The sequence below is a fragment of the Streptomyces sp. R21 genome, assembly GCF_041051975.1.
Taxonomy (GTDB): Bacteria; Actinomycetota; Actinomycetes; order Streptomycetales; family Streptomycetaceae; genus Streptomyces.
Window position 1 is genome coordinate 550,461 of sequence record NZ_CP163435.1, and the last position, 14,911, is coordinate 565,371.

15 protein-coding genes and 2 pseudogenes are annotated in these 14,911 nt (G+C 70.1%); 7 read left to right on the plus strand and 10 right to left on the minus strand.

The genetic code is table 11. The features are described 5' to 3' along the window. Positions 1-343: 343 nt before the first annotated feature. Positions 344-730: a hypothetical protein gene (locus tag AB5J56_RS02670; RefSeq protein ID WP_369229597.1), complete on the plus strand. Its 387-nt coding sequence runs from the start codon at positions 344-346 to the stop codon at positions 728-730. Positions 731-1,033: 303 nt separating this feature from the next. On the opposite strand, the gene AB5J56_RS02675 is transcribed toward AB5J56_RS02670, so the two are convergent. The 3 genes from AB5J56_RS02675 to AB5J56_RS02685 form a co-directional block, all read right to left on the minus strand. Further along, the gene (locus tag AB5J56_RS02675) at positions 1,034-1,393 is read right to left on the minus strand and encodes a hypothetical protein (RefSeq protein ID WP_369229598.1); all 360 of its coding nucleotides are present in this window, start codon (positions 1,391-1,393) and stop codon (positions 1,034-1,036) included. Between the two features lie 199 nt (positions 1,394-1,592). Next, positions 1,593-2,714, minus strand: coding sequence for a sensor histidine kinase (locus AB5J56_RS02680; protein ID WP_369229600.1), 1,122 nt, complete (start codon positions 2,712-2,714; stop codon positions 1,593-1,595). 10 nt (positions 2,715-2,724) lie between these two features. Then, positions 2,725-3,420 carry a response regulator transcription factor gene (locus AB5J56_RS02685; protein WP_369229603.1) on the minus strand — a complete coding sequence of 232 codons (696 nt, stop codon included), beginning with the start codon at positions 3,418-3,420 and terminating at the stop codon, positions 2,725-2,727. A 155-nt stretch (positions 3,421-3,575) separates the two neighbouring features. Here AB5J56_RS02685 and AB5J56_RS02690 point away from each other — a divergent pair, with 155 nt between their 5' ends. Further along, positions 3,576-4,037: a D-alanyl-D-alanine carboxypeptidase family protein gene (locus tag AB5J56_RS02690; RefSeq protein ID WP_369229605.1), complete on the plus strand. Its 462-nt coding sequence runs from the start codon at positions 3,576-3,578 to the stop codon at positions 4,035-4,037. Positions 4,038-4,060: 23 nt separating this feature from the next. Then, positions 4,061-5,137, plus strand: a complete 1,077-nt coding sequence (locus AB5J56_RS02695; protein WP_369242325.1) for an endonuclease/exonuclease/phosphatase family protein — start codon at positions 4,061-4,063, stop codon at positions 5,135-5,137. A gap of 179 nt (positions 5,138-5,316) precedes the next feature. Here the strand turns inward: AB5J56_RS02695 and AB5J56_RS02700 are convergent, their stop codons facing one another. Further along, positions 5,317-6,585: an MFS transporter gene (locus AB5J56_RS02700; RefSeq protein ID WP_369229607.1), complete on the minus strand. Its 1,269-nt coding sequence runs from the start codon at positions 6,583-6,585 to the stop codon at positions 5,317-5,319. Between the two features lie 133 nt (positions 6,586-6,718). On the opposite strand from AB5J56_RS02700, the gene AB5J56_RS02705 reads away from it, so the two are divergent. Next, entirely contained in the window at positions 6,719-7,654 is a 936-nt protein-coding gene (locus AB5J56_RS02705; protein WP_369229609.1) for a LysR family transcriptional regulator, read from the plus strand. A gap of 13 nt (positions 7,655-7,667) precedes the next feature. On the opposite strand, the gene AB5J56_RS02710 is transcribed toward AB5J56_RS02705, so the two are convergent. Further along, positions 7,668-8,786, minus strand: coding sequence for a hypothetical protein (locus AB5J56_RS02710; protein WP_369229611.1), 1,119 nt, complete (start codon positions 8,784-8,786; stop codon positions 7,668-7,670). A gap of 2 nt (positions 8,787-8,788) precedes the next feature. Further along, on the minus strand, positions 8,789-9,856 hold the full coding sequence (locus AB5J56_RS02715) for a hypothetical protein (RefSeq protein ID WP_369229613.1): 1,068 nt from the start codon (positions 9,854-9,856) through the stop codon (positions 8,789-8,791). Positions 9,857-10,096: 240 nt separating this feature from the next. Between AB5J56_RS02715 and AB5J56_RS02720 the strand changes: the two genes are divergently transcribed. Further along, on the plus strand, positions 10,097-10,717 hold the full coding sequence (locus AB5J56_RS02720; protein ID WP_369229615.1) for an FAD-dependent oxidoreductase: 621 nt from the start codon (positions 10,097-10,099) through the stop codon (positions 10,715-10,717). Here the strand turns inward: AB5J56_RS02720 and AB5J56_RS02725 are convergent. Continuing rightward, positions 10,676-10,877 (minus strand): annotated as a pseudogene (locus AB5J56_RS02725) (RNA-guided endonuclease TnpB family protein); the annotation flags it as partial. The gene AB5J56_RS02720 and the pseudogene AB5J56_RS02725 overlap by 42 nt on opposite strands. Positions 10,878-10,903: 26 nt before the next feature. Here AB5J56_RS02725 and AB5J56_RS02730 point away from each other — a divergent pair. Both AB5J56_RS02730 and AB5J56_RS02735 read left to right on the plus strand, forming a co-directional pair. Then, positions 10,904-11,245 (plus strand): annotated as a pseudogene (locus AB5J56_RS02730) (aldehyde dehydrogenase family protein); the annotation flags it as partial. Between the two features lie 109 nt (positions 11,246-11,354). Beyond that, positions 11,355-11,765: an aldehyde dehydrogenase family protein gene (locus AB5J56_RS02735; RefSeq protein ID WP_369229617.1), complete on the plus strand. Its 411-nt coding sequence runs from the start codon at positions 11,355-11,357 to the stop codon at positions 11,763-11,765. Between the two features lie 57 nt (positions 11,766-11,822). Here AB5J56_RS02735 and AB5J56_RS02740 read toward each other — a convergent pair whose 3' ends face one another. From AB5J56_RS02740 to AB5J56_RS02750, 3 genes are all read right to left on the minus strand, one after another. Then, positions 11,823-12,278: a pyridoxamine 5'-phosphate oxidase family protein gene (locus tag AB5J56_RS02740; protein WP_369229619.1), complete on the minus strand. Its 456-nt coding sequence runs from the start codon at positions 12,276-12,278 to the stop codon at positions 11,823-11,825. 74 nt (positions 12,279-12,352) lie between these two features. Next, positions 12,353-13,453 (minus strand): low specificity L-threonine aldolase, encoded by a 1,101-nt coding sequence (locus tag AB5J56_RS02745; RefSeq protein WP_369229621.1) that lies wholly within the window; start codon positions 13,451-13,453, stop codon positions 12,353-12,355. 5 nt (positions 13,454-13,458) lie between these two features. Beyond that, complete coding sequence (locus AB5J56_RS02750; RefSeq protein WP_369229623.1) at positions 13,459-14,907, minus strand: aldehyde dehydrogenase; 1,449 nt, start codon at positions 14,905-14,907, stop codon at positions 13,459-13,461. Positions 14,908-14,911: the final 4 nt, after the last annotated feature.

Here is a 14,911-nt window from a genome sequence, read left to right on the forward strand (position 1 = left end):
AGCTCGGACCGGTGCGCCAGGGCACGCTGCCAGCCTGCCAATTCGTCGGCGACCGTCCTTTGGTAGTCGGTCACCCCATCGATGGTGACCTTGCCCGTCGCCTCGGGCAGCGGCAGATGCTCAGTTCGACCGTCGGCCGGCCCACCCACGAAAGTCACCAGGACGGTGATCAGACTCGGGTCCATAGAAGCTGTCGCCCCCAGCCAGACCAAGAAGTAGATGATCGACGCGATCACGGTCAAGTACTGACGGGCCATCAAGGCAAGCGGCTCGAATCCGTCCTGTGGAAGACGGCGGTCATTGTCACAATGAGTGGCCCATCGGCATATCCACGGAGCTGACCATGCGTAGACCTGCTGTTCTGCTGGCTGTTGCCGCCGCCCTCGGCGTCCCGTTGACAGCCCCGGCTCCCACCGCCTCGGCCACGCCTCAGACAACCGAGGTCATCTGCCAGGACTGGTCCGCGTTTCCGCAGTACATCCGCCACATCTACCTCAGTCCGGACAACCCCACGGCCGTGCGGGACTTCGACGAGCACCCGGTGAACCTCAGCTGCTACGAGTGGTCGGGGTCGACTCCGGCCACGATCTCGTACTCCATCAGCTACGTCATGAACGACCTGGACCATCCCGACGGACATTCAGACATCCTCACCATGGGGCACGGCTTCGCGTGGACCCCCGCCATGCCGGGCTATGTCTACCGGGCGAGCTTCACACTCATTTCCTGACGCACCCAACGCACCCAACGCACCCATGGTCTCGGAGGCGTTGAGGCCCCTTTGGCGCTTGTGACCGTGCCGCCGGCCGTCTCTTTCGGGCCACCTCGCCGAGCACACGACACCCGCGCCGTGCCATCACCCGCACGTTCGGCGAGCTCAGATCTCGGGCTTCACGCTAAGAAGCATGCGGACGTACCTCGCGTTGCCGGGGGACGCCCGGTGGCTCCATGGCGCCGTCGACGGCCCATGCCGTCGAGTGACCCACCCGAAGATTGAACTCACCGATCGTGGAGCATTGTTGACCGAACCGCCTCATCGGCCACGGGACAGCAGCCACCGCCAACGCTCGCGTTCCGTGAAGAGGCAGACAAGTGCCATGACAGACACGACAATTGCCGCCCACGTGGGCCAGACAACCCAGGCGGAGACCACGGCTGCGACGAGCTGGAGCAGCACAAGCAGGATCGTGACCACGCCCGGAACCGCGACCATCTGCTGCATCGGCTTGTCGCCCGGTGTGCCGAAGACGGTCGGAAGACCGATCAGCACCACCACCGACAGCACGGCGAGCACCCACGAGGAGCGGGACAACGCCCACGGGGTGGCCACCCAGGCGACGATTTCCGTCGAGAACCGCAGGGCGGATGCCAGGCGGTCGTCAGGTCGTTCCAAGGGTCCCCCAAATGTCAGCACCAGCCACCTGCGAAAGATGCTACGTCGCGCAGAGGACCGCGGCGAGAAGCGCTTAAGTGAGCCTTTAGCGCACCGGCGAAGGGGCCGTCCCACCCGGTTTTCCCGTGGCCGGGCAGCCGCGCAGCAGACCGACGTCACCATGCCGGTGACGATCGCTGTCCGAGTGAACTCGGTGTTCCTAAATAGCGACGGCGCCTTCTGCGGAGATTTCGGACTCCTGCCCTGTCGCGGGCAGTTCCACGGTGATGCGGATGCCTCCGGCGGAGCGCGGGGTGAGGGTGAGTGTTCCGTCGTGTGCGTGGGTGATGGTTTTGGCGATTGCCAGGCCGAGGCCGACGCCTGCGTGATCGGCGCGTATGCGCTCGGTGCCGCGCTGGAAGGGTTCGGTGAGTGTCGAGGCCAGCTCTGGGGTGACCTGCTCGCCGGTGTTTTCGACGGTGAGCACCACGGTCGTGGGGCCGACGCTGGTGTTGACCCAGACAGCGCCCCGTTCGGGCAGGTTGTGGACGATCGCGTTGTGCACGAGGTTCGTGGTCAGCTGCAGCAGGAGCGCCTGTGATCCGATCGTGGGGGTGATCTCGCCGCTGGTCTCGATCCTGACGCCGTGCTTTTCCGCGAGGGGAAGGAGTGTTTCCGTCGCTTCTTCCGCCATGAGGGACAGGTCGACGTGTTCGCGGGTGAAGGACCGCTGCTCGGCGCGGCTGAGCAGGAGCAGTGCCTCGGTGAGGTCGATCGCTCGGGTGTTGACGGCGTGGAGGCGGTCGATGAGTTCGCCGTCGGCGCGGTTCGGATCGGTGCGGGCCACGTCGAGGAGCGCCTTCGAGATCGCCAGCGGGGTGCGCAGCTCGTGAGAGGCGTTTGCCGCGAATCTCTGCTGTTCGGCGACGTGCGCTTCGAGCCGCTCGAGCATGGTGTCGAAGGCGTCGGCGAATTCGCGGAACTCGTCCTTGCGGCCCGGCAGCCGGATGCGGTGGGAGAGTGATCCGTTCGTGGCCATGCGGGTGGCGTTGGTGATCCGGGTCAGGGGGGCGAGCATGCGGCCGGCGAGGATCCACCCTCCCACGAGGCCGAACACCAGCAGGAACACCATCACTGCGGCTGCTCTCGGTGCGAACACATTCAGGAGGACGGACCGGATGGGGAACACACCATCCGTGAGTCTGTCGTCATCGGCGTTGGTGAGCATCGCGCGGTTGGGGACGTAACGCAGGAGGAACAACCACACGGCGGCGAGCAGCAAGATGCCGGCCAGCATGAGGAACCCGGCGTAGCTGAGGGTGAGTTTGAGGCGAACGCTCATCCCACGTGTCCTATCCACGCTCGCCTCCCTCGTGTCCGGCGTCCGGCTGCGTGTCGATGCGGTAGCCGACGCCCGGCAAGGTGGCGATGATCCAGGGTTCGCCGAGCCGCTTGCGCAGTGCCGAGACCGTGATGCGCACGGCGTTGGTGAACGGGTCGGCGTTCTCGTCCCAGGCCCGCTCCAGCAGCTCCTCGGCGCTGACGACCCCGCCCTCGGCGACGACGAGGACTTCGAGCACGGCGAACTGCTTCCTGGTCAGCGCGACGTAGCGGCCGTGCCGGTAGACCTCTCTGCGGAACGGGTCCAGTCGCAGACCTGCGATCTCTCGCACGGGTGGCCGGTTGTGGGCGCGTCTACGGTCGAGTGCTCTGAGCCGGAGCGCGAGTTCCTGGAGTGCGAACGGTTTCGTGAGGTAGTCGTCGGCGCCGAGTTCGAATCCGGAAGCCTTGTCGTCGAGACGGTCGGCCGCGGTGAGCATGAGGATCGGCATGCCGCTGCCGGAGGCGACGATGCGTTTGGCGATCTCGTCACCGGACGGTCCGGGGATGTCGCGGTCGAGGACGGCGATGTCGTAGGCGTTGATGCTCAGCAGTTCCAGAGCGGTGTCACCGTCACCTGCGATGTCGGCTGCGATCGCTTCCAGGCGCAGGCCATCGCGGATGGCTTCCGCCAGATACGGTTCGTCCTCGACAATCAACACACGCATGCTTCGAGGCTACGAGTCGGCGCATATCGTCGGCATATCGAAAACCGCATACGTGCCGGCAACACCGTGCTGCCTTGACTGGCGGTATGCCTCGAACCTCTCCATCTGCACGCACAAAGACCCGCCGGATTCGCCGACACCTTCTCGTCGGCCTCATGGTCGACTTAGCGGTGATCATCGCAGCCCTCGGCTACCGGTTATCGCGGTCCTCGTCCTCACCGCCCTCCTCTTCCGCGTCACTCTTGAACACTCATCGCAGTGAGCACCGTGGTGCGCCTGACGAGGCCGACGGAGTCGACTTCTACGTCAACAGCGGCTGGCGTTCCCCGGAATACCAAGATCAGCTTCTTCGCGAGGCGGTCTCGGCATACGGGTCCGAGGACGAGGCCGCCCGATGGGTGGCCACTGCGGCGACGTCCCCCCACGTGTCGGGGGACGCGGTCGACATCGGGCACTCCGATGCGACGGAGCGGCTGTCCAGGCATGGCGCCGAGTACGGGCTGTGCCAGATATGCCTCAACGAACCCTGGCACTACGAACTGCACACCGATGCCATGGATCACGGTTGCCCGCATATGTATGCCACCCCCACCCAAGACCCGAGGATGCAGCAGTGACCGGCAGCGAGCGAGGACAGACGATGGCGCAGGTGGACACGGCGGAGATCGGACTAGGCGGCGCCGGCCGCCGGGACTCCGGCGCCGGGACCTGGCGCGCGGGCGTCCGCCGCCTGATCCGCGCCGGCTCCCGTCCGGGCCCCTGGAAGCGCGGCCCGGTGCTTGCGGCGCTGGCGCTGCTGCTCGGCCTGCTCATGCTCCTGCACGCGAAGATCACGGACTACGGGGGCGTCGGCAGCCTGGTGGAGACCTTCCTGCCATGGTTCGGCCTGTTCGTTCCTGTGCTGCTGGCCGGGGCGCTGTGGCGCCGCTCCGCCTCCGCGGTGGTCGCGCTGCTGCTGCCGGTCATGGCGTGGCTGAGCCTCTTCGGCGGGCTGCTCGGCGACAAGTCCCACCCGGGCGGCGACCTCACCGTGGTCAGCCACAACGTCGGCGCCGACAACTCCGACCCGGCCGGCACCGCCCGCGACCTGGCCGCCTCCGGGGCGGAGGTGCTGGCACTGGAGGAGATCACCTCGCAGGCCAGGGGCACGTACGAGAAGGAGTTGGCGAAGGCGTACCCGTACCACTCGGTGCAGGGCACGGTCGGGCTGTGGAGCAAGCTGCCGCTGTCGGACACCCGGCCGGTGGACATCAAGCAGGACGTCGGGCCGCTGGGGGACAGCAAGTCGGCCGACGTCAAGCTGCCCTACAACCGGGCGCTGCGCACCACGGTGGCCACGGACCAGGGGCCCCTTACCGTGTATGTGGCCCACCTGGGGTCCGTACGGGTGAATCCCCGGGCGGGCTTCTGGACGGACTCGCGGGACAGGAACGCGCAGGCGCTCGGCGAGGCCATCGCCGCCGAGCAGAACAAGCGGGTGGTGCTGCTCGGCGACCTCAACGGCACCACGGACGACCGCGCATTCGACGCCATCACCTCGCAGCTGGACTCGGCCCAGGACGAGGCCGGGGACGGCTTTGGCTTCAGCTATCCGGCGAAGTTCCCGATGGTGCGGATCGATCAGATCCTGGTCCGTGGCGTGAAACCGGAGAGCTCCTGGCTGCTACCGGCCACCGGCAGCGACCACCTGCCGGTGGCGGCGGGAATCAGCTGGTGAACATCGCCCGAGAGCTCCGCTTCCGTCCATGGATCCGGAGGCACAAACCTCAGGCGTGATTCGCCCAAGAACTTGCCTAGCGGACCGCGGCCTTCCCCGACAGCGTGATGGCTGCCCGGGTGACGAGCGCTTCGCAGTGCGGCACCTGCCGTTCGTAGTCCCGGAGTGGCGGGGGCCGGTCAGGCGCGGTTCGGTGCCGGCTCCGGCTCGGAGGGAAGCGCTGCCGCGCGGCGGGGCAGCAGCAGCGGGGTCGCCAGCAGGAGCACCCCGGCCAGACCGATGGCCGTGCGCAGGCCGAGCAGGCCGCCCAGCACGCCCCAGGCGGCCGTCAGCAGCGCGGTCGAGGCCTTGGTCGTCACCGCCCAGGCGGACAGCGTGCGGGCGACCCGGTCGGTCGCGGTGCGCTCCAGGCGGTAGCTGGCGGAGACGGGGTTGAAGACCCCGCAGCAGAAGATCAGTCCGAGTTCGACGCCCATGACCAGCAGCAGCCCGCCGGTCCCCGGCCCGAGGAAGGCCAGGCCGACGGGCCAGACGGCCCGCAGCGAGCCTGCGACGACCAGGACCTGGTTCTGCCCGAACCGGTTGACGAGCGGCCGGGCCAGCCGTGAACCGAGCAGCCCGCCGATCGAGGGCGCGGCGAAGGCGAGACCGTACTGCCACGGTGTGAACCCGAGCCGGCCGAGCATCAGGACGGCCAGCAGCGGCTGGGTGGCCATCACCAAGCCGTTGAACAGGGCGGTGTTGAAGAACAGCGGACGCAGCGACGCGTCGGCGAGGATGTACCGCCACCCGTCGAGCAGGTCCCCGGCCCGCATGCGCGTGCCCTCCCGGCGCTTGGGCGGTGGCTCGTGCCTGCCCATCGCGCGGATACCGAGGGCCGAGAGCAGGTAGCTGACCGCGTCGGCCACCACCGTCGCGACCGGGCCGAGGAGCCCGATCGCCGCGCCGCCCAGCGGCGGTCCGATGATCGTGGTCGTCCAGGCCGTGGACTCGAACCGGGCGTTGGCGACCAGTAGGTCCTCGGTCGGCAGCAGCGTCTTCAGGTATGCGCCGGAGGCGGCACGGAAGGTGATGTCGGCCGCCGCGACGACGACCGAGACCAGCAGCAGCTGAAGGAAGGTGAGCATGCCGAGCGCGAACGCGCCGGGGATCGTCAGCAGCGCCGCGAACCGCACCAGGTCCATTGCGATCAGCACCGGCCGCTTGCGGCGGAACTCCACCCACGGGCCGAGCGGCACCGCCACGGCCGCACCCACCGCGGACCCCACGGAGGCGAGCGCGGCGACCTCGGCCGGTCCCGCGTGCAGCACCCGGACGGCGATGAGCGGGAAGGCACCGAAGGCCAGCCATGTCCCGAGCGCGCTGGTCCCGTACGCTCCCCAGAGCCACCCGAACTGCCGCCCCAGCCGATGTCCGCGCAGCTGCCCCAGCCGGTGCCCGCTCCCCATGCCCGTCTCCCCCACCACTCGCTCCGCACAACCGATCCGCGATCGGAAGTATCAAAGCGAGCACCACCACCAGGGATCAAACAACCGCAGAGCGGCCGGCCACAACCAACGGTTGTACCCCTAGGGTGTCGGCATGGACCTAGACACCGTCCGGACCTTCGTCGCCGCCGCCGACACGGGGCAGTTCCAGGAGGCCGCCGCCGAACTGGCGGTCACCCAGCAGGCCGTCTCCAAGCGCATCGCCGCGCTGGAGCGCGACCTCGACGTGCGCCTGTTCACCCGCACCGCGCGCGGTGCGCAGCTCACCATCGACGGGCAGGCGTTCCTGCCCCATGCCCGCGAACTGCTGCGCGTCGCCGAGCGCGCGGTCGCATCCGTGCGCACCGGCCGCCGTCCGCTGCGCGTCGACATCATCGCCTCGCGCGGCGCGGCGTCGGGCCTGATGCGCGGTTTCCACCGCGCGCACCCCGAGATCGAGCTCGACGTGATGTGGCTGTTCGACATCGAGACGGCCGTCGCCGCCATCCGGTCAGGTGAGATCGACGCGTCGTTCCGCGCCGTCACCGTGCCCGGCCGGCCCCTTCCCGACGACATCGAGTCCGTCCGGGTGCTCGACGAGCCGCTCCAACTCCTCACCGGACCCGCCCACGCACTGGCGGGCGCCCGCTCGGTGACCGTCGCTCAGCTCGCCGGGCACCGGATCTGGATGCCCGGCCTCGCCCCCGGAACCGAGTGGACCGCCTACTACGACGACCTCGTCGCCGAGTTCGGCCTCACCATCGAGGCGACCGGCCCCAACTTCGGCTCCGACGCGCTCCTCGACACCGTCGCCGACACCCCGGCCCTGGCCACCTTCATGGGCGAGCACACCCGTCTGGTCTGGCCCGCCGGCCACGGCCTGCGCCGTATCCCGGTGACCGATCCGACACCCGTCTACCCGCACTCGCTCCTGTGGCACCGCGACAACCCCCACCCGGCGCTGGCCACCCTCCGCGACCATCTCGCCGCCGCAACGGCCGGCCAGGACGCGGCCGGGACCTGGGTACCGGGCTGGGTGAATCCGCGCTGAACCCTGGGCGTACTCAGCCGAACCGCAGAATGCGCGGTGCGAAGGTGCCCTCGGGACCGTCGGCTCGGCCGACCGACCAGACCGTCGTCGTGCCCGGTACCGGGGCCAGCCGCAGCACCGAGGAGTCGCCCTCCCCCGCCACCGCCGGTTCGCTGTACTCGGTGAACGACTGTCCGTTCCAGGCAAGGAAGTCCGGCCCTGGGACGAGCGGCGGATTACTGCCGGGCGGGCCCCACTTCTGCGAGCGGGCCACCGAGACCCAGCCCAGCGCACCGGACGAGGTGGGCGCCAGCGAGCTGATCGAGCCGAAATCGGTGGGCACGGTCACATGGCTCCACGCCTGCCCGTCCCAGCGGACCAGCAAGGGAGGAATCGGCCGGCCCGGCGGGCCGCCGACGAACCCGGCCGTGCCGCCCGCCCACACCTCCGTCGGCGACACCGCCAGAACGCTGCTCACGGCCGAGCGCGGAAACCCGTCCACGATCGTCTGCTGCCAGACCTGACCGTTCCAGTGGGACACCGTCGCGACCGAGTCGGTGGTGCCTGCCGCCCAGACGTCGTCGGCCGCCAGGATGTGCAGGCCGTACACGGATCCCGGCGGCACCGGCACGTCCCGCCAGCCGCGCCCGTCCCAGCGCAGCAATACCTGCGCGCCGTCCCGCGAACCGATCAGCCAGGTCTCACCGCCGCCGACGACGACTTTGGTCAGTACGACACCGTGCGGCGGCCGGCTCTCGGACCAGGCGGTGCCGCCGAAGCGGAGCAGGTGGGCGCCGCCCGCCGAGTCGCGGCCGACCGCCCAGACCGCGGTCGATGAGGTCGCGGCGATGGACAGCAACTCCCCCTGCCAGCCGATCCCGGGCAGACTCTGGCGCTGCCACGCGGTGCCGTCCCAGCGCAGCATCAGCGGGAAGCCCGGCGCCTCGCGGCCGACGGCGTCGGCCCCCACCGCCCACGCCCGGTCCGGCCCGAACGCCACGGCCTCGTTGAGCCCGGCCTGTGGGCGTACCTGCGCCGGGACCGGAACGTGCTGCCAGGACAGGGTTTCCGCCGCGGCCGAGGTCATGACGGTGATGAGAGTGATGAGGGTCATGGCTGCGGCGAGGGCCGCGACGAGAAGTCTGCGTGTCATGGTCAGCCTCCCAGCCGCTCGCTCATCAGGTTCGGTTTCGAGCCGTATATCTCGACGGTTCCGAAGGAGATCAGTGAAGATCCGGCCCTCGTCAGTGCACTCGGTTTGACGTCGATCGCGTCTGTGCGCTCCGGACCGTAGGAGAAGGTGGTGCGGATGCCGTCGACCCGGGCGTACTTCGACTGGAACGCGCGGTCGCTGCGCACCGGCAGCCACAGCGCGCCGTCGGGGCCGCGCGCCATGCCCGCGGTGTAGGTGTCGCCCAGCGGTGGGTAAGTGGTGCGCCAGGCGTGCCCGTTGAAGGTCATCAAGTAGGTGCGGGCCACGCCGTCGGTGTACTGGCTGCCGCCGATCGTGGCCCGGCCGTGCGGTTCGAGCATGATCGTGTGCACGTTGCTGTTCGGTGGCAGCGGCACCTTCGCGTCCCGCCACTGCGTGCCGTTCCAGCGCAGGACGGCGACACCGGTGCTGGTGTCCGCCCACGCCCACGCGTCGGTGGCCGTCCGCGCGGTGACCCCCATCAGGAACAGCACACCGTCCGGCGTGGACTGGGTGGTCCAGCCGGAACCGTCGTAGTGCAGCACCTTCAGCCCGGTGTCGTCCTCACCGACCACCCACGCTCCACCGGACACTGCGGTGAAGTCCTGGTAGGTCCACAGGGTCCCCGGCAGCGGGATCGCACTCCACCCGCCCGCCGACCGGCGCAGGATCTCTCCCGCGCCCGCGTGGTTGTGGAAGATCCACACCTCGTCGCCGACGAACTCCACCTTGCCGAGCCAGCCCGGCTCACCCGCGCCGGGGAACGTGGCGTCCCGGCTCCATGCCGTGCCGTCCCAGCGGTACAGCATCGGCCGCAGTCCGTCCGCGGCTTGCTCGTACCCGGTCGCCCACGCCTCGCCCGGCCCGCGGGCGGCGAGATCGGACACGGTGACCGGCGGGGCCGCCGTCGGCACGGGCAGCGCCGACCAGCTCGGCGTCACAGCTGCGGCCCTCGTGGTGGCCGAGGCCGGCGACACCACCGAGGCACACGCGATCACAAGGCAGACGATGAGCGCACGGAGACCGTTCACAAGACCCCCCACAACGCGAAGGCCGCACACCATATTGGCGTTCAACCAACCGTGAACAGACGGCATTCGGCCATCACGTCTCTCTCTGGAAACCTGCCGTGTCGTGGGACTCCTGGAGCCACGAGCGCAGTACGTCGGCCAGGTCGCGGTTCCCGTCGCAGTACGTTCCGGCGACTCGGGCACCGACGGACCGGGAGTTCAGTCTGTCGGCACGGTGTCCGGGAGGCCGAGCATCACGACGTGATCGTGCTCGGCGCCGGGCTGGCCGGGCTCTGCGCCGCCGGGGACCTTGCCGCCGCCGGCACCGACGTGCTCGTCCTGGAGGCCCGGGACCGCGTCGGCGGCCGGGTCGGGCAGACCCGCACACCCGACGGCCGTACCGTCCAACTCCGTGGCGAAGTGGTCGGCCGCGGACACACCGCTTATCTCCAACTCGCCAAGGAACTCCGGCTCGAACTGGTCCCCAGCCACGTCGCCGAACCCGGCCGCATCACCCGTGCCACACCCGAGGGCCGCTCGGCCGGGGAGCCGCCGCACTGGTTCGGCCCCGGCGACACGGCCCAACTGCGCACCCCCGAACCACTGGCCGAGATGGCCGCCATGTTCGGCGACGAGGCACTCCGACCGACCGCCTGCCATCTGCGGCCGTGGGGCACCGACCTGTGGACTCAGGGCTACGTCACCCAGTGGCCGCCGGGCGAGGTCATGGCGGTCGGCCCGCTGCACGGCACCCACGAACCGCCGTTCTACGTCTGCGGCTCCGACCAGTGGGTCGCCGGATACGTGACTCCTCCCCGGCGTGGACGCCGGGGCTTCTCGCTATGCCGGTTGGACTTTGCGACGGGCCAGCCCGGCCCGTAGAGCGTTCAGGGCGCCCACCATGTCCGCGTGCGCCTGATGGCCGCACGAGAGGCAATGGAACTTCTCCTTGGCGTGCAGGATCGTCAGGAACACCCCCCCATCCGGCATCCGAGATCGACTGGTTGAGTCCGGCCTTGGAGGAGGCCCCGTTGGGCAGGAACGCGGTCGTGGAAGATCGCGCCCGCGCTGGCCGCCGGCAACACCGTCGTCCTCAATCCGTCCGATACGACGTCGTCCTCGGCTCTCCTCCTGGCCCGGGCGGTCCCTGGTCACCCACCCCCACGTCCGCCTCGTCGCCGTCACCGGATGTGTCCGGGCCGGACGAGAGATCGCCGCCGCGGCCCCCGATCTCAAGCGGCTCCATCTCGAACTGGGCGGCAACGCACCGGTGTTGATACACGAGGACGGCGATCTCGACGACGCGGTCGAGCAGTTGTCGTCCTCTCCTTCTGCAACGCGGGGCAGGACTGCACGGCCGCCAGCAGGATCCTGGTCCACCACCGCAGCCACGACGCCATCGTGGATACCTTCGCCCGCCGGGCCGCACGGCTCCTGCCCGGAGCCCCCCCCCACGACGTCCACGCGGACTTCGGACCCCCTCGCGAACGCCGCTCAACTCGCCTCCGTATGCGGCCTGTTGGAGCGCCTTCCGGACCACGCCGAAGTCGTCACCGGCGGCGCGGCCCTCTCCCGCCCCGGCCACTCCCACCAGGCCACGGTGGTCGCGGGGGCGCGGCAGAAGGACGAGATCGCGCGGAGCGAGGCGTTCGGCCCGGTCGTCACCATCCAGCCCTTCGCCGACGAATCCGCGGCCTTCCCTATGGCGAACGACGTCCCCCAAGGTCTCGCCGCGAGCGTCTGGACCCGCGACCACGACCGCGCGATGCGGGCGAGCCGCGCGCTGCAGACCGGCATCGTCTGGGTCAACACCCACGGCACGATGGTGTCGGCGATGCCGCACGGCGGTGTACGCCACTCCGGCTTCGGAAGCGACCTCTCCCTCACGGGCCTGCTCGACTACACACAGGTCAAGCACGTGATGCTGTGACGGGCGCCGAAGGCGTCGGAGTTCGGGGCCCGACCCTCGTAGCTGTGACCCCCCGCGTCAGCCCAGCCAGCGCCCCTCGCGCATGAGTTCGCGCCCCGCGAGCTCGTTGGCCTCGCGCCAGGCCTGGATCCGCTCCGGGCGGATGCGGAAGTACTGGTAGGGGCTGGAGAGTTCGCGCGGGTCGAACCCCGTCTTCGAGGCGAAGGCGTCCGCCGTGCCGGGAGGCAGCGCGGCCACATCCGCCGCCTCGGCGGTGCCTTCCACGAGGACGACGTCACGGGTGGGGCCGAGGGCGAGCCGCACGCGGCCGCCGGCCAACAGGTTGCGGCCGGTGGGTGATGTCCGGACGGTGGAGACGACGATGTGTGTGCCGTCCCAGAGGAAGGAAACGGGGACGAGGTACGGATGGCCCTCCGCGTCCGCCGTGGACAGCCATACGTCGACGTCCTCGTCCAACTTCTTCCGTGTGTCCCGCAGCCTCTCGGCCAACTCGCGCGGTGCTTCGGCAGCCATCTGTCCTCCTCCTATGAAATCCGGTGAACTCCGGTCGTATTAAACGGACTTGGACCGGCCGCCGACCACCGTACTCATGGGTGGCGCCCTGGTTGCGCCACGGCCGTGGAACCGATCATGGCCGCCACGGCTCGGGCCGCGCTGCGCGCGGAGTCCGCGTCGTGCGCCCGGTGGACCACGAAGCGGACGCGGCCGTCGGGAAGGGGCAGCACTCGCACTCCCCGGTCGGCGAGCCGTTCAGCGAACTGCGCCGCAGGCAGACCGGAGCATCTCACCATGACGATGTTCGTCGGATGCGGCGGCCAGGACACCTCGGCGCCCGGCACGTCGGCGAGCTGGTCGGCCAGGAGCGCTGCGGTGGTGTGATCGGCGGCCAGTTCGGGCAGCCGCCGCAGGGCGACCAGCGCGGGCGCCGCGAGCACTCCTGCCTGATGGAGCGTGCCGCCCAGTCTCTCCCGCAGCTCGCGGGCGCGCGCGACGAACGTGGAGGACCCGCCGAGCAGTGCACCGGCAGGCGCGCCCAGGCCCTTCGAGACGGAGAAGGTCACGCTGTCGGCGGGCCGTGCGAGTTCCGCGGGCGGGACGTCGAGTGCAACCGCGGCGTTCGCCAGTCGCGCGCCGTCCAGGTGCACATGCGCCCCGTGCCGACGGGCCTGATCAGCCACCTCTCCCACGGCCGACGCCTCCAGGGCACTGCCGCCGTGCATCATGCTCGTGTTCTCCACGCACACGACGGTGGGCTGCCGTGGCCCGCCGGAGGGCAGGGCGGTGAGCGCCTCAGTCAGTCGGCTGATGTCCGGCAATCCGTCCGGCTGTTGGGCCAGGGGAAGCAGGTCGGCTCCGGCGAATTGCCGTAGCCCCGCGTCCTCCAGGAAGGCCATATGGCTGTGGGCGCCGGTGATCACCCGTGGTCGGGCCGAGTCGGGGCCGGACGCGGCCAGTACGGCAAGCAGGTTGGCCATGGTGCTGGTGGGGACGAACAGGGCCGCCTCCGTGCCGAGGAGCAGGGCGCCTTCCTGCTCCAGCGCGGACGACGTGGGGTCGTCTCCGTACACGTCGTCACCGACGCGCGCCTCTGCCATCGCCGCACGCATCTCGGCGTCGGGCATCGTCCGGGTGTCGCTGCGGAAGTCGAGCCCGGCCGCCGTGTCTTGGTCTCCGACGTCGTACGCCACGGGGGTTACCCCTTTCCGGCAGGAGGGTGCGCGATCCAGACGGCGCGTGTGCGGGTGTAACCGTCGGCCGCGTGGAGGCCCAGTTCGCGGCCGTATCCGGACTGGCCCATCCCACCGACGCTGACGGACTCCTCGGTGTCGCCCCAAGTGTTCACCCAGACCATGCCGGCGCGCAGCGCCTGCGCGAAACGCTCGGCGCGACCCGCGTCCGAGGTCCACACGGAGGCCGACAGCCCGTAAGGAGTGTCGTGTGCGAGGGCGAGCGCCTGCGTCTCGGTCCCGAACCGTGCGACGGACAGCACGGGGCCGAAGATCTCTTCGCGCCAGGCGCGGCTGTGCGACGGCGCCGAGTCCAGTATCACCGGGTTGACGAAGAACCCGTCGGCGATGGCGCTGGTCGGTTCCGGCCGCACCTGCTTCTCGCCGGGTGGCAGCCACACCGCGGCTCCCAGTTTCGCGGCTTCCTCCACCACGGCTTCCACCCGCTCCACGGCCGCGCGTGTGATGAGGGGCCCCAGGTCGGTGCCCGGGTCGTCCGGTGCTCCGACGGCCAGCGCCGCCGTCCGCTCCGCCACCTTGCGCACGAACGCGTCGTGCACCGTCTCGTCGACGATGAGCCGGGTGGCGGCCACGCACATCTGGCCGGTGTTGCCTGTGAATCCCTCGACCACTGCCTGGGCCGCCGTGTCCAGGTCCGCGTCCGCGAAGACCACGATGGGGCTCTTGCCGCCCAGTTCCAGGGCGACCCGCTTGACGCCGTCGGCACACATCTTGGCGACCTCGCGCCCCGCGGCCGTGGAGCCGGTGAAGGACACCATCCCGACCCGGGGATCGCCGCACAGTCGGCGGCCGGTGCGCGCACCGCCGTACGCCGCGCCGAGCACACCGTCCGGCAGGATGTCGCCGGCCAGTTCGACGAGGCGGCGCACGGACAGCGGGGTCTCGGGCGCAGGCTTGACGACGACCGTGTTGCCGTACGCGAGCGCGGCTGCCACCTTCCAGACGGCCATCAGGAGCGGGTAGTTGTTCGGGCAGATCGCCACGCACACCCCGACGGGCACCCGGTCGGTGTAGGTCCTCCTGCCGGGCGCTGCCGGATGTACCTCGCCGACCGGGTATCGCGCGACGGTCGCGAACCAGTCCAGGACCTGGGCCGCGAAGTCCACTTCGCCTTCGGCACGCGCGGTGGGCTTGCCCGCGTTCATGCGTTCCAGCGTCGCGAACTCGGTGCGTCGGTCGCGCAGGAGGCCGGCCAACTCGTGCAGCCGACGCGACCGTTCCGTAGGTGAGGCGGTGCCCCACCCGTTGCGGAAGGCGTCGTCGGCCCGTGCGAGCAGGTGCTCCGCTTCCTGCCCGCCGGTGTCCGGCAGGCTGGTAACGGGGTGCCCGGTGGACGGGTCGAGGATCCGGCGTTCGTCGCTCGTCCCGCTGCCCGCGATCGCCTGCGTGGTCATGGCG